Below are 15797 nucleotides of genomic sequence, written 5' to 3'. Positions count from 1 at the left end.
GTGTAGAATCCTTACTTATTTCTTCGGTTCTAATCCGATCGAACGCAAGATTTTCTCTAACGTCACTGGTCCCACATTTTCTTTTGGTTTCTGATTCTCTTTAACATCTGGACCCTTTTTCAAGAAGTTCTTCTCGATAAAACGTATATCTGTTTCGTTCACAACACCGTCTTGATTGATGTCACCATCTTTTACAGCCACTTTTCCTTTTTCATATGATAGAGCTGCTATTCTAGCATCTTGAATATCCACCATTTTATCGCCATTTACATCACCTGCAAGGTTGTCATCCATATCAGCTCTAAAATATTGACCTACTAATTCCCCGTCCTGCATTTTACCTATTTTTGTTGTTAATTTACTATTTAGATGACCCGGCATTTCTACAAAAACATCGTATTCTTTATCGCTTACAGGAACATTGTGAATTTCAAATTGGCCATTATTATCAACCGTTCCTGTGTATTTCTTTCCATCCTTACTAACTGCGTACACTTTTGCTCCCAATTTTGTATAGTCCTTCTTATTTAAATAGCCTTCTTCATTTAAGAATGCTTCTGGACCAATATATCCTCCAATCATCGAATGTTTCGAAACAATAGAAAAGGATTTATCTTTAAAAATAGGAATCTCAACAGACTCTGATGCACCAGCTTTTGTATAAGAGAATTTATCTACTCCAAATGCAGTTAAATCATAAAAATATTCATCACTCGTCATCTCGAATGTAACATCTAGAAATGGAGTATCTCCATCTAATCCTTTAAATTCAGTTCCGTCTAAAGACGCGCTAACTTTTACTTTATTTTCCCAAGCGCCTTCTTCATTTATCACTGAATCTTCTAATTTGATATTTAATCCATGTTGTTTTGCATATTCCGTAAGCGTTGGATTTGGTTTCACATCTGTAAATTTAAATAGCTGTTTACTATAAGGAATCTCAAATGTACCTGACATAAGTTGTTTCACATTATTGAGATTTAAAGTTAACGTAATTTTTTCTCCTAATTTTATTTTATCTTTGTCATAGCCTGGAACAGCGTATTCTGTCCCCTCTTTAACAAAGACGTAATCTTTAAATCCATTCGCCATATTCGATGCAGTTGCGAGATCATATCCAAATAACCTTAAATTAAGCGGTTCATTGATTTCCTCTGGAAGTACTCCAAATTTAAAATCACCGTTAGCTTGAATTGTATTCAACCAACCTGACGGAAAAGCGGAGTTTTGGTAATATACAATTTCATTAGCCTTTTGGTCATACTGGAGGCCTTTTGCCTTTAATGCATCTACCGTAGAATCATAAATATTACCATGTACCCATAATGCACGCTGACCGTCTTCTTCTTTGAACATGGATTCATTTACCTCATGAACACCAGGTTGCACATCATTAAATTTCATTTCAGGTATTACATTATCAATGATAATGCTATCGCCTTTTGTATAAGCTTTCCCTTCTTTATCGTATCCAACGAAGTCCAGTTGATAATCGCCATCAGGCAACGTAACTCGTTTATCTCCAATTGGATGATTTGGATCTCCTGTAAACGGGAACACATATCCTCCCATACCATCGAACATCATATATTCAATATTCGGTGTTAGACTGCTTGCATTAAGTGTGCCAACAATTCCTAATGCCTTGCCTGTTTTTCGATCCTTCACAACCGCATCAATAGTTTCAAGTGGACTATTTAATTTAAATGTCAACGGTGAACTCGGTCTTCCCATAAATGGATGGAAGTTAGATGTATCTGTCGCCATTGCATCTCTAAGCAAATCTACAGATGCAATTCCTTTTTCTGAGAATTTAACTGCGAATGGCACTTGATATATTTCTTTTTCGTTGTTTTTATTTGAAATATGAATATATCCTTCATATCTACCGAATTCTGCGTTTTCTGGAATGATAATTTCAGGGCTAATCTCCCCAGATGTACCAGGAGCTACTTTAATAGAATCTTGTACGTTCAATTTCACACCGTTCTTCGCTGCATCTTGCACACCTACACTAGTTGGCGAAAACTCTACTTCTAATTTGAACTCTTTTTCTTCTGCTTTATTGTTGTTTTTAATCAGAATTTTTCGAGTATCTTTAATTGGCCTATTTGCCAATTGCGTTTTATAACCGAATGCAATAGAACCCGTTTTTTCTTCAATTTCTACTTCTTCATCATTTACCACGTTTGTCGTTTTATCGATAACCTCGATAGATGTATCTGCATGAACTGCACGATAAGCATCAATTCGTCCTGATCCCACCTCAAATACGGAACGCTCTTCTTTTAAATCCACCGCTGTGTTCATAAGTGCCTCTTTTACTTCAAATGGACTATAGTTTGGATGCTCTTGTAAAATTAATGCCGCTACCCCTGCCGTATGAGGAGTTGCCATAGATGTACCCGACATACGTCCATACGCTACCGGATAATTTTCTCCATCCTTTGGATCATTGATATATTCAGGGACAGTAGAGAAAATAGACACACCTGGCGCTACAATATCTGGTTTAATATCATCCGTTTTACTTGCAGGACCACGAGAGCTGAAATCAGCTAAGTGATCTCCCTCTGTTTTTGCGCTACTCATTTCTCCAAAAGTTAAGGATACATTCCCTTGTGCAACTTGACCTTGTAATTTCTCACCATCTGCTTTTGTTAAGCGGAACGATGGAATAGATGATGTACTTTCTCCAAGATAGCTTGTAATTTCACCATCTACATTGTTATACACAATGACAGCTTTTGCGCCTGCTTCCTTAGCATTTTTAATTTTTTCATCAAATGTAATCTCACCACGCTGAATGAGAGCTAGCTTTCCTTTTACATCTTTCCCTGTAAAGTCACCTGATTTCCCAAGTCCTGCATATACAACGGATAAGGATTGCCCTTTTAAGTCCTCAAGCTTATCAGTAAAGCTCTTTCCAAGTAGCATCATCTTATCCACATGTAAATCCCCTGCGTCAGCAGAGAACGTTGGAATGGTCATCGCTGCGTCGCTTGCTCCAACTGTAATCGGAAGTGCCGCCGCACTAGGTGATCCAATAGTCCCTTCATTTGGACCACTATTTCCTGCCGCTACAACTGTGACAACACCAGCTAACATTGCATGACTCACTGCCACAGAAGTAGGATATAAAGGATCATTAATAGAAGCACCTAGCGATAAATTGATAACATCCATATCGTCTTTCACCGCTTTATCAATTGCAGCAAGAATACCATTTGTTTGTCCGCTTCCATAAGGACCTAATACACGATATGAATATAAATCAACATCTGGAGCGACTCCTTTAACCGCATAATCGACATTATTTTTTTTGTCTGCAGCAATTGTTCCAGCTACATGTGTACCATGAGATGTATAATATGCACTTCCATTATAAATCTCAGGATAACCTCCAGAGTTTTGCCAGTCTTTATATGTTGTTTCCATCGGATCAGCATCGTTATTAACGAAATCCCAGCCTTTTACAGAGTTCGGCTCTACTTTTTTTGGATCTTCCCCTTGTTTTGCACGATATCCTTTATAGGCATCATTTAAATCTGGGTGATTATAATCAATACCTGTATCTAGTACCCCTACTTTAATTCCTTTACCCGTTATATTTTCAGCGTGAAGCTTGTCCACACCGATTTGTGGTACGCTATCTGCCATTTTCGGCTGAACGGCAGTTTTAGCCGTTTCTTTCGGCAAATCAATTTTAATCTCCTTATCTTCCCATACACGCTTGACAACACCAGTGCGAACTAAATCTTCAATCATATTTCCAGGTAAGGACATTGCCACGCCATTAAAAGCATTTTTGTATTCTCTTGTTATTTTGGCAGATTTGAAATTTGGCCCTTTATCTTTCTGTTTTTGAAGCTGTTCGAGCTCAGATTTAAATCCTTTATGAGCTGCTTCCACCTTTTGTTCCGCAGCAGAAAGAGCTAGTCTTTTCCCTTTAGCTGCTTGTTTTAGTACCTCAATTTTGGCAGGAGCTTGCTTGAACTCTACAATTACATTCACATTATCAGGACTTGCTGTATTGATACCTGGCGAAACAACAAACCCCGGTTTTGTATCTAATGTTTTTAAAGCATTACGTTGTTCCTTTGTAAGTCCTTTCAATATAGAATTTGCATCATCAATTCCAGTTAAAGTAGATGTATTTACCTCTTCTGCCAATACGTTATATGGAATTCCTTGAGACAATAACATGCCGACAGTCAACGTTCCGATAAGAATCTTTCCAAATTTTCTTTTCTTCATATGGCATCCCCCCGTTATTAAAATTATTTTTTCTAAACCAAATGATTCTCAAAACCCTATTAAGCATTGATAATTCTATTAATCTTGAATCTGTATTTAATAGGATTGAGAGTATCCAACACTACTACCATCCCCACATTTCATATAGTTGCCGGCTCATTTCCAACCGCTTTCTATAAAAGCCCCCCATAATTTATTTTCAGTAAAGTTTTTTCACAAAATGAATTATTAATAGAATGAAACGATAATTCTATTTTTATTATTCCACATTTTGATTTTTCTGAAAATTAAACAAAAGGAGTAATTTTTATTCTAATGATTCTACGCCTAAATAGTACAAAAGAACTATCTTGCTCTTTATTCCTCGTAATATAGAATAAAGAAACACGATAGTTCTTTTAGGTATTTTGTATTTAGTCCAACGGAACCAGTTGATTTCGAACAGCATAAATCACTGCTTGCGAACGGCTCTTTACATTCAATTTTTTAAAGATTTTATTGATGTGAATTTTAACTGTCTTGTCACTAATATATAGAGCTTCAGCAATTTCTTTATTACTAAACCCCTTCACCAATTCAAAGAGAATTTCCTTTTCACGCTCTGTCAGTTCATTTTCGGTTGGTTCTACTTTTATTTGTTGCTGATGATACGTAATTAATTTTTTCGTCATACGTGGATGAATAACTGAATCTCCTTGATATAACATTCGAATTGCTGCCACTACTTGCTCCGATGATGAATCTTTCAATAAATAGCCATCAGCCCCTGCTTGAAGTGCATCCATTAAATACTCATCATGCTCATACATAGTAAAAGCAAGCACTCGGCAAGTTGGATACTGTTTTTTCACTAGTGCCGTAGCTTCAATTCCATTTTTCCCAGGAAGATTGATATCCATCAAGATACAATCTGGCCTGCATTCCTCGACTTTCTCTAATACTTCGTCCCCAGAGATCGCTTCCCCAACTACTCTTATATCAGATTCAACCTCTAGTATGCTACGAATTGCGTCTCGTAAAAAAGCATGATCATCTACTACTAATATTTTAATCATCTTACGCACCCCTTGTTTGTGAATCTGGAATTAACAATGTAATTTCTGTCCCTTTCCCTACAGAACTATCAATCTGTAAAGTAGCCCCTAGCTGTTCAGCTTGTTCATTCATATGTAATATACCATAATGTGGCTCACACTTTGTTTTAATCATAGACTCAAATAGAGAAAAACCAACTCCATTATCCTTTACCTTTAAAAGTACATGTTCACGCTGATAACTTAACAGAACATCAATCTTTTCCGCTTGTGCATGTTTAACAATGTTCTGTAAACTCTCTTGGAATGTATCAAAAATGACCCTTTCTTTAGAAAAACTGAGTGTGCGAGAATGTCCTCTTTCATGGTATCTAATGTCTAGTTCATATTCTTGTTTTACAGATTTTATTTTACTTGCTATTGCTTGCTTGAGCCCTAATTGTTGTGTTGGATATGGCTTTAAAGCATAAATAGAATAGCGAACTTCGCCTAAACTCCCTCTTAATTTTCTTATACTTTTCTCCACTACTTGCTGCATATCAGTTGGTTTATCACGGTATTTTTTCTGAGCTGATTCTAGTTGAAATATCACCCCGGCCAATGCTTGTGCTATACCATCATGAATTTCGCGTGCAATTCGATTTCTTTCTTCTAAAATCATCCTTTTTTCTTGTTCGGAAATAAGTATTCTCGTTTTAACTATGTTAGCTAATTGATTAGAAAAAGTTTCTAATAGCTGCACGTCTTCTGGAAAAAAGCCAGAACTTCTACTTTTTCCCGTAACAAACATTCCGATTAACTCATCATTTACAATAAGAGGAAAATAAACAAGGGAGCGTATAACGTCCTCAAACACCCCATCTCCCGGTGCTGTACCAATTTTCCAATTATTAAAAACGGTATTTTTAGTTATCCCCTCAAACTTTTCTGCATCATTAGAATAATCAGTTATTTTTTTCTTCAACTTGCCATCTTTCAACTGAATACTCCATCCATCTTCGTCTTTTGTCCATAATACATATGCTTGTATCCCTAGAAATCCTTTAAGTGATTTTTTTATATGTTGTAGATTTCCATCAGATAATCCACGGCTTATTTCGGTCGTAATAAGAAAGAATTCATACAATCTTTCTTTTTCCATCCGTACTCGTGCAGAAAATGAACTAATAATAGAAATTGCCACAAGCGGAAAAAAGAAGAAAAAAAATACAATTTCATTCATCTCTAAACGATATTGCGTACCTAATATATGCATAATAGCAGCATAGAATAAACAAAAACTTTCACAAAGAAATACTGATATGTTTTTTTGATTCCATCGACGCAACGAATATGGCTGAGGAAGGAGTACTATTAATAAATCATAAAAAAGGTTGTTGAAAAAACAAAAGAATATGCTAAACAACAGTAAAAATATTAATTTTTCATATAAAACTGCCATATTCATCTCACTCGTCAACAAAAGCATACATTTGCTAGAAAACCATTCTGCTAGTATAAGGCTAAGAGCATGCTGAGTACTATTAAAGAGTATCCTTTCTACCGGCGAACGACGGAGTAAGTGAATAATTAATGTAACAAACACAAGAGAGAGCACCGTTATATATGTGCCAAACAACAAAAGCATAGAATAAATGATTGGAAAGCTAAGTGAGCTTACTCCCCTCCAAAATCGTACAGGAAAATACTCAGTAATCCCCATAAATAGTATTAACAATACTATTATCGTTGGATGAGAAGGGATTTTAATTTCAAGTAAAGATATAGTTATAGTAATCAAACCAAGAAAAGAAATAAAATAAAGATAAAAACTAGCAAATTTTTCTCTCATAGAAATAGAATCTACATCTTTCAAAACAGTCCCTTCTTTCTTTGTAAAAATATATTTTCTCTATTATCCAACAAAAAACCGGCACTGGCAAAATGGAAAAACCTCCACTAGCCAATCACCGGCTGTGTACGAAACCTAAAAAGGCAAGACACAATACTAGTATAAATCGCTTTTCATAAATTTCCTATTAATCAAATGATGTAATTGTACATATCATTGGACGTAATCTCTATAGTACAAAAGGTATATATGAATGGTGTAATTTACTCCTGAAGTAGCGGTGTTTTAAATTAATAAGAGGTTGGATGCTATTAGCATCCAACCTCTTATTCCAATTATTTAGTAAATCGATACACAATAGATTCATATGGTCTAAGTACAAGGTTTCTAATATCTTCACCTGAATCCTCATAATTTGATATTAATATTTCTTGCTTTATTTCGTTTCCTATAACTTTTTCTGGTACAGAATATACAATTGTTTCTTCATAAAAATTATTGACAACGAGTAGCATTTCATCTTCTAGCTCACGTGTATATACCCATACATTTGGGTGGTTTGCATCTATAATTGCATATTTACCATTTGTAATAACATTATATTTCTTTCTAAGTTCAATTAGCTTTTTATAGTGATAGAAAATAGATTGTTTATCTTCAAGTGCCTTTTCCACATTAATTTCTTTATAATTCTCTGCAACAGAAATCCACGGTGTATTTGTTGTAAAGCCAGCATTTTCTTCTGTATTCCACTGCATAGGCGTACGCGAATTATCACGAGATTTTTGCTGCAAAATGCCAATGATTTCTTCATCTGACATTCCTTTTTCCTGCTTCATTTCATAAATATTTAAAGATTCCACATCACGATATAAATCTATATTATCAAACCCTGGATTTGTCATCCCAATTTCTTCACCTTGATAAATATAAGGTGTTCCTTGTAACATATGCAGCGCAGTAGCTAACATTTTTGCTGATTCGTTTCTATATTTTTTATCATTACCAAAACGCGATACGATGCGCGGTTGATCATGATTACACCAAAATAATGCGTTCCATCCTCCACCATCTTGCATATCAGTTTGCCACTTCGACATAATTTCTTTTAATTGACCGAAATCGAAATCTGCTCTTTTCCATTTCTCTCCATTTGGATAATCTACCTTTAAATGATGAAAACTAAATGTCATACTTAATTCCTTACGCCCTGGATCCGAATACTTGATACAATTCTCAATTGTTGTAGAGGACATCTCTCCGACTGTAATCACATCTTTTCCTTCAAACACTTCGTAATTCATCTCTTGTAAATATTTATGAACACGCGGTCCATCTGTATAATATTTACGTCCGTCGCTTGTAGCCGCTGTTCCTTCGTCATCTAAAAATCGTTGATCTTTCGAAATTAAGTTAATTACATCAAGACGGAATCCTTTGACCCCTTTTTCAAGCCAAAAGCGCATCATCTCGTATACTTCTTTTCGTAGTTGTTCATTTTCCCAATTTAAATCAGCCTGTGTTTTATCAAATAGATGCAAATAATATTGCTTTGTTTTCTCATCATACTCCCAAGCGGAGCCGCCAAACTTAGACTGCCAATTATTCTTTTCATCGCGCCATATATAAAAATCACGGTACGGACTATTTTTATTTTCACTCGCTTCTTTGAACCATTTATGCTCCGTTGAACTATGATTTACAACGATATCAAGCATAATATCAATCTCATGTTTTTTCGCTTCTGCTAGTAATTCTTCAAATTCCTCCATCGTTCCATAAGATGGATCTATTAAATAATAGTCGCTCACATCATAGCCATTATCATTTTGCGGTGAACGGTAAATTGGTGTTAACCAAATATAATCAATACCTAGTTCTTTTAAATAACCTAATTTCTCTGTTACACCTTTTATATCGCCTGTTTCTGTATTGTAATAGCTATTAAAGCTTTTGGGATAAATTTGATAGACAACGCTTTTATGCCAATCTTTCATGCTCCCCTGCCTCCTACTTCTGTTTTACTCGTTTTGCAAATAACCATGTTAAAACAAATGGAATCACTATCGCAATTACCATACCAACCACAAACATTGGAATCGATTTCGGAATGATAGAAATAAATGCTGGTAATCCGCCAATTCCAATTGCTGGTGCTAATACCCCATTTAACGTGATAAATACTGCTGCAACTGCCGATCCTGTAATAGCTGCATAAAACGGAAATTTATTTCTTAAATTCACCCCAAACATCGCTGGCTCTGTAATACCGAAGTATGCTGAAATCGCCGATGTTGACGCCATACTTTTATCATTTTGATTTTTAGATATCCAAAACATTGCAAGGGCTGCACTACCTTGTGCGAGGTTAGAAAGTGCAATCATTGGCCAAATAAATGTACCACCATTTTGCGCGATTAATTGTAAATCGATTGCAATAAACATATGATGCATACCCGTAATAACTAACGGTGCATACAATGCGCCAAATAATACTGCGCCAAGTACAGGAACTGTTTCATATACGCCAACTAAGCCAGCTGTTAATAAATCACCGATATGACGTGTAACTGGGCCAATAACTCCTAACGCTAATACACCAGTTACAACAATTGTTGTAATCGGAACAACTAATAATTGAATCGCATTTGGTACACGTTTCTTAAGAAAAATCTCAACTTTACTTAAAACAAATGCCGCTACTAATATTGGTAAAATTTGTCCTTGGTAACCTACTTTTTCAATTTGGAATAATCCTAAAATATTGAAGTACTCTATTTTTTGTCCATCTAGACCTGCTGCTGCTTTTCCATAATTCCATGCATTTAATAAATCAGGATGTACAAGCATTAACCCCATAACAATACCCAGTATCGGACTGCCGCCAAACCGTTTCGTCGCTGACCAACCAACAAGTGCTGGTAAAAATACGAATGCCGTATTCGCCATCATATTAATTAAATCCCATAGTCCACCTAAGTTTGGATATACCTCCAATAAGTTCTTTCCATCAAAAAATAAATCCTTAGCGCCTAATAAATTATTAACACCCATCAATAAACCAGCTGTAACAATTGCTGGTAAAATCGGCATAAATACATCAGAAAATATTTTGACAAACTTTTGCATTGGATTTAATTTTTGATTCCCCGAATCCTTTACATCCGCTACTGTCGATTCCTCCATACCTGCAAGCGTTATCAATTCTGCGTATACTCGATCTACATCTCCTGGGCCAATAACAATTTGAAATACACCAGCGTTATGAAATACACCTTTCACTAATGAAACCGCTTGTAATTTATCGTTATCTATTTTACTTTCATCCTTCAGTGCAATACGTAATCTCGTTACACAATGCGCTGCTTGGTCAATATTTTCTTTCCCACCGATATATTGCAACACTTGTTCTGCTGTCTTACGATAATCCTTCCCCATATTCCGTCCCTCTTTTCTTTTTTTGATACCGTTTACAAATACATATTAACTCGTATATATAAGTTAGTCAACACTCGTATATACGAGTTGATGGGGACTTTTTTATTTGTTCTCAAAATATACAAAAAAAGATGAAACACTGTACAGTTTCATCTTTTTATTTTCTCCGCGCCACATCAGAAAAATGAAAAATATCAAGTCGGTGACGTGATTCTGTATATTCAAATTGACTACCATCATAAAGATGCGTAAAATTTTTCACAACAACAACATAGTCAGTTCCATTTAAATCTAAATACTTTCTATCGTCATCTGTACAAGGTTGCACTTCAATAACACGCTGTGAATAACTAATATGTAATCCTAATTCTTTCTCAATATATTTATAAATCGATTTCTCAGCTATTTCCTTTGTTAGCTCTGGAATATGTTCAGATACAAAATAATTCACATCTAAGATTACCTTTTCTCCGTCAATATTTCGAACACGTTTAATATGATCTATCTTCGTTCTCGTTTTTACATTCAATAATTTTGCTAGCTCTTTCGTCGCTAAGATTTTCTCCATCTCTACTACATTTGTTATACATTGGCGCCCTAATCGTTCATTTTCCTCCTGAAAACTCACAATACCTCCAAAGTTAAATTCAATGTTTTTTCGTTTTAAAACAAAAACACCTTTACCATGTATTTTCTGTACGTATCCACGTTCCTGCAATAAATCAACAGCTTTTCTTACCGTCCCACGGCTCGCTTCATACTGCTTCATCAATTCTGTTTCAGATGGGATTTTGCACCCCTCTGTTAACTTGCGATTATCAATTGAATCACTTATCTCCGTATAAATCTGTTCATACTTACTCATCATTTTGAATAACCCCTCGTCACCTTCTATTTCTACTTGTATTATAGCATGACAGAAATTCATGCCAATCTCTTACTTATTTTCCAGCACAAGAAATATCTATATAAATATTTAGTCACCAATGCGCATTTTTATAATTTTTTTCAGATTTCTCTTTTCATTCTAAAAAACATGTAGTATACTAACTTCAAAATCAGAGGAGAAAGGGAGCAAAGAACTATGCTTATGAATACAACTGTAGTTACATTTGCACAAAAACATCATCATCATACTTAACCCTTGAAACCTAGCGGAAAAATTACGCGTAGGTACAAGGGTTATTCCCGTTGTACCTACGTTAGGCAAAAAGAGCCATGTAGGTATTTTTTATCTACATGGCTCTTTTTTATTTTCAAAAAACGTTAGTAAAAAGATGATGAATAAGCAAAACTACTACAAAGGAGATAGCCAAACATGGAAACGAAAAAATGGGGTTTATGGATTTTAACAGCATTTGTTGTTGGAAATATGGTTGGAGGCGGCGTATTTATGCTTCCATCGAATTTAGCGCAAGTATCAGGACCAATGGGATCAACACTTGCATGGACAATTACAGGACTTGGTGTATTTATGATTGCTCTTGTATTTGGTAACCTTGCAGTTCGTAAACCGGAATTAAAAGCTGGTCCACAAAGTTATGCACAAGCAATGTTCACCTCGCAAAAGGCCGGTAAGGTTGCTGGATATAGTATGGCATGGGGATACTGGGCTGCTAACTGGGCTGCAACTGCTTCTGTTATTATTTCATTTGCAGGATACCTATCTACATTCTTCCCAGTTTTACAAAGTAAGCAAGTTCTTTTTTCGCTAAACGGATTTTCATTAGAACTCGGAAAAGGATTAACATTTGCTGTATGTAGCATTATGCTATGGGGCATTCAATATATTCTTTCTCAAAATATTGATCGTGCAGGTAACATGAACCTACTTGCAACAATCGCAAAAATTATCGGATTTACAATGTTCATTGTCATCACACTATTTATTTTTAATGCTTCTAATTTTGGCGATGGGCAAACATTTATGAACGAGGCTGGAAAGTCAATTCCATTAGGTGGTCAAGTAAATGCTGCTGCCATTGCAACACTTTGGGCATTTATAGGGATTGAATCAGCAGTTATGCTATCCAACCGTGCAAAGTCTCAGCGTGATGTGAAAAAGGCAACAATTTTCGGGTTAATCATTGCCCTTCTTATTTACATGTCAATTACTTTACTAACAATGGGTGCTCTTCCGCAAGATGCTTTAAAAGATTCTCAAAAACCGTTAGTAGATGCTTTAAACCTAGCAATCGGTAATAAAGGTGCTTACATCATGGCACTGCTTGCACTTGTATCATTATTCGGATCTACCGTTGGCTGGATTGTTGTAAGTTCAGAAGTTCCTTATCAAGCAGCAAAGAACGGGCTTTTCCCAAAATTCTTTGGAAAAACAAACAAAAAAGGCAGTCCGTCAAAATCATTGCTTGTTACAAATATTATGACGCAAATTTTCCTGTTCTCAACAATATCTGGCACGGTTTCAGAAGCTTATAATTTTGCCATTGTTGTTGCAACTTTAGCTTATTTAATTCCATACCTTGTTTCCACTCTATACCAATTAAAACTTGTTGTTACAGGAGAAACATACGATATAACACCAGGCTCTCGAATAAAAGATGGAATCATTACCGTACTTGCACTCGGATACTCTATTTGGGTAATTAAAACAGGAACAGCTGATCTGAAAACATTTTTCTTAGGCATTGGATTATTTATATTAGGACTCATTCTTTACCCAGTCCTTATGAAAAATTCAGCATCATCCATGGCAAAGCAACAAAATACGAAAATTAGCTAATCCAAAAAGCTGTTAACTACAATTTATCTAAAAAATAAGTTGTTAGTTAACAGCTTTTTTTAATCAGTCGCTTCTAAAGTTCCGCTTACTTACGAATTAGATTAGCTATACGCACGATTGCCTTAACTACTAAAAAACAGATTACAATAGTCTGTTTTTTATCACTTATTTATTAATAACCCCCATATGGATATTGTGTTGGATACGGCATTGGATATGTTGTTGGGTATGGTGTAGGGACCGGCATTGGATATGGTGCTGGATACGGCGCCGGATAATAGCCTCCGCCGCTCGTTAATGCTCCAGCTGTTAGTCCGCCTAACATCCCGCCCGCAAAACTTCCAACTGGGGCAAATGTGCCTCCTCCCCATCCCCAACTACTACCGCCGCCATGGTGATGATAGCCTCCGTGGTGATTATGGTGATGATAACCTCCATGATTGTGACCTCCGTGGTGATTATGGTGATGTCCACTATGGTTCCGCATCTCATTCATTTTATCTTCATCTCCCTTTGTTCTAATTATTCACTACCATAAACCTGACAAATATAGAAATTATAAGTAGTCCTCACTCTCCTCCTTCCATCAATATGGGCTATATGAATAGTATGGATAGCCATATCAACCAAATGGACGACTGATTCTATGCATATCATTCAAACTCCTTTTCATATAAAAACGTAATAATATACACTATGTGGGACAAATGTGGAAGGCATGGGCAAAATATCTATGTTGGTACAAAAAAATAAAACGTTTATAATAGAAATGTTAGAAGACAGCTTCCATATAAGAAGCATATATTTAAGAAAGAATAGGTGAAATTTATACAGATGAAAAAACCCATCGTTCAGTTATTATTTGTATTTACCATTATATCGATTGTGCTTTTCCTTTTAGATACATCCAATATTTCACTATATACTTTTATTGGTGCTTTATGGTCTATTACAATTATCGGAATTTCTTTCGTAATTTTCATTGAAAATCGTTCCCCACAAAGCACATTAGCATGGTTTTTAGTATTGGCTCTTCTCCCTATTATCGGTGTACTTCTATACTCTATTTTTGGCCGCAGTCGCTGGAGAAGAAAAAAACATCTCCACCGTTCAGAAGAGCAGCGAAAATTGTTCCGTGAAATATTAGAAGGCAGACGTGAAGATATATTAGCCATATCTTCACTAAGTGAACACTCAACACATTTAACAAAAGTGGTGCAAAAATTTGGAGGCGGCCCTGTTGCCGATGCAACAACCACCAAACTTTTAACTAACGGTGAACAAACATTTCCAGAAATTTTACAAGCGATTGAACAGGCGAAGCACCATATACATATTCAATACTACATTTATCGAGCTGATGAAATTGGTACACAAATTCGAGACGCTTTAATAAAAAAAGCAAATTCCGGTGTAATTGTACGCTTCCTTTATGATGGACTCGGAAGCAATACGTTACGAAAACGCTTCTTACAGCCTATGAAAGATGCAGGAATTGAAATTGTGGAATTCGATCCTATATTTTCAGCGTGGCTACTTGAAACAGTCAATTATCGTAACCATCGTAAAATCATCATTATCGACGGAGAAATTGGTTTTACCGGTGGACTCAACGTTGGCGATGAGTATCTTGGTCGTTCTAAAAAATTCCCAATTTGGCGTGACAGTCACTTACGAATAGATGGGAAAGCATTGTACAAATTACAAGCAATATTTCTTGAGGATTGGCTCTATGCCTCTAGTGGTTTAAATACATATTCTTGGGATCAATTTATGAATACAAAATACTTTCCTGGCAAAGAAATTTCTGATGCAGAAGGTGCTGTTCAAATTGTAGCAAGTGGACCAAGTTCAGATGATACAAGCATTCGCAATACGTTACTTGCTGTTATAGCTTCTGCTAAGAAATCCATTTGGATTGCGACACCCTACTTCATTCCGGATCAAGAAACATTAACATTACTTCGTTTAAGTGCACTGGCTGGAATAGATGTCCGCATTCTATATCCGGGTAAAAGTGATAGTATCATTAGTGATCAAGCATCTCAATCATACTTTACACCACTCCTAAAAGCAGGAGCTTCAATTTACAGCTATAAAGATGGTTTTATGCACGCTAAAATTGTACTCGTTGATGATACAATTGCAACAATTGGCACGGCAAATATGGATGTCCGCAGCTTTGAACTAAATTATGAAATCATTAGCGTACTTTATGAATCCAAAACAGTTCTTGATATTAAACATGATTTTGAAGAAGATTTTAACCATTCCACTGAAATTAGATGGAAGTCATTCCAAAAAAGAAGTATTAAAAAACGAATACTAGAATCTCTAATGCGTCTAATTTCCCCTTTACTATAAATATGAAAAAAGTAATCAAAGTAAATTTGGTTACTTTTTTCTTTTATAATGTCGTACTCTTCCCCCCTCTCCTTTTCTTTGCATACCATATTAAAACAAGTTATCATAAGATGTATTGTTTACTTTATGA

At 35.6% G+C, this 15797-nt stretch carries 9 protein-coding genes; 2 read left to right on the top strand and 7 right to left on the bottom strand.

Going from position 1 to position 15797, the window contains the following annotated elements; all coding sequences use genetic code 11:
* Positions 1-15: 15 nt before the first annotated feature.
* The 6 genes from QRY57_RS05000 to treR all read right to left on the bottom strand — a co-directional run bounded on the left by QRY57_RS05000 (position 16) and on the right by treR (position 11428).
* Entirely contained in the window at positions 16-4257 is a 4242-nt protein-coding gene (locus QRY57_RS05000) for a S8 family serine peptidase (protein ID WP_286016800.1), read from the bottom strand.
* Between the two features lie 413 nt (positions 4258-4670).
* A complete protein-coding gene (locus tag QRY57_RS04995) occupies positions 4671-5312 on the bottom strand; it encodes a response regulator (RefSeq protein WP_286016799.1) in 642 nt (213 codons plus the stop codon).
* A gap of 1 nt (position 5313) precedes the next feature.
* Entirely contained in the window at positions 5314-7146 is a 1833-nt protein-coding gene (locus QRY57_RS04990) for a GAF domain-containing sensor histidine kinase (RefSeq protein ID WP_286016798.1), read from the bottom strand.
* 311 nt (positions 7147-7457) lie between these two features.
* Positions 7458-9119 carry an alpha,alpha-phosphotrehalase gene (gene treC / locus QRY57_RS04985; RefSeq protein ID WP_286016797.1) on the bottom strand — a complete coding sequence of 554 codons (1662 nt, stop codon included), beginning with the start codon at positions 9117-9119 and terminating at the stop codon, positions 7458-7460.
* Between the two features lie 13 nt (positions 9120-9132).
* Complete coding sequence (treP, locus tag QRY57_RS04980) at positions 9133-10560, bottom strand: PTS system trehalose-specific EIIBC component (protein ID WP_286016796.1); 1428 nt, start codon at positions 10558-10560, stop codon at positions 9133-9135.
* Positions 10561-10717: 157 nt separating this feature from the next.
* On the bottom strand, positions 10718-11428 hold the full coding sequence (gene treR / locus QRY57_RS04975; protein ID WP_026593904.1) for a trehalose operon repressor: 711 nt from the start codon (positions 11426-11428) through the stop codon (positions 10718-10720).
* Positions 11429-11878: 450 nt separating this feature from the next.
* On the opposite strand from treR, the gene QRY57_RS04970 reads away from it, so the two are divergent.
* Positions 11879-13303, top strand: a complete 1425-nt coding sequence (locus tag QRY57_RS04970) for an amino acid permease (protein ID WP_286016795.1) — start codon at positions 11879-11881, stop codon at positions 13301-13303.
* A gap of 172 nt (positions 13304-13475) precedes the next feature.
* Here the strand turns inward: QRY57_RS04970 and QRY57_RS04965 are convergent, their stop codons facing one another.
* A complete protein-coding gene (locus QRY57_RS04965; protein ID WP_286016794.1) occupies positions 13476-13799 on the bottom strand; it encodes a hypothetical protein in 324 nt (107 codons plus the stop codon).
* A 338-nt stretch (positions 13800-14137) separates the two neighbouring features.
* On the opposite strand from QRY57_RS04965, the gene QRY57_RS04960 reads away from it, so the two are divergent.
* Positions 14138-15667 carry a cardiolipin synthase gene (locus QRY57_RS04960; protein ID WP_026593907.1) on the top strand — a complete coding sequence of 510 codons (1530 nt, stop codon included), beginning with the start codon at positions 14138-14140 and terminating at the stop codon, positions 15665-15667.
* The last annotated feature ends 130 nt before the right edge of the window (positions 15668-15797 follow it).

Source organism: Bacillus arachidis, from assembly GCF_030285945.1.
Classification (GTDB): domain Bacteria; phylum Bacillota; class Bacilli; order Bacillales; family Bacillaceae_G; genus Bacillus_A; species Bacillus_A arachidis.
This window is presented reverse-complemented; position numbering and strand designations above follow the sequence as displayed.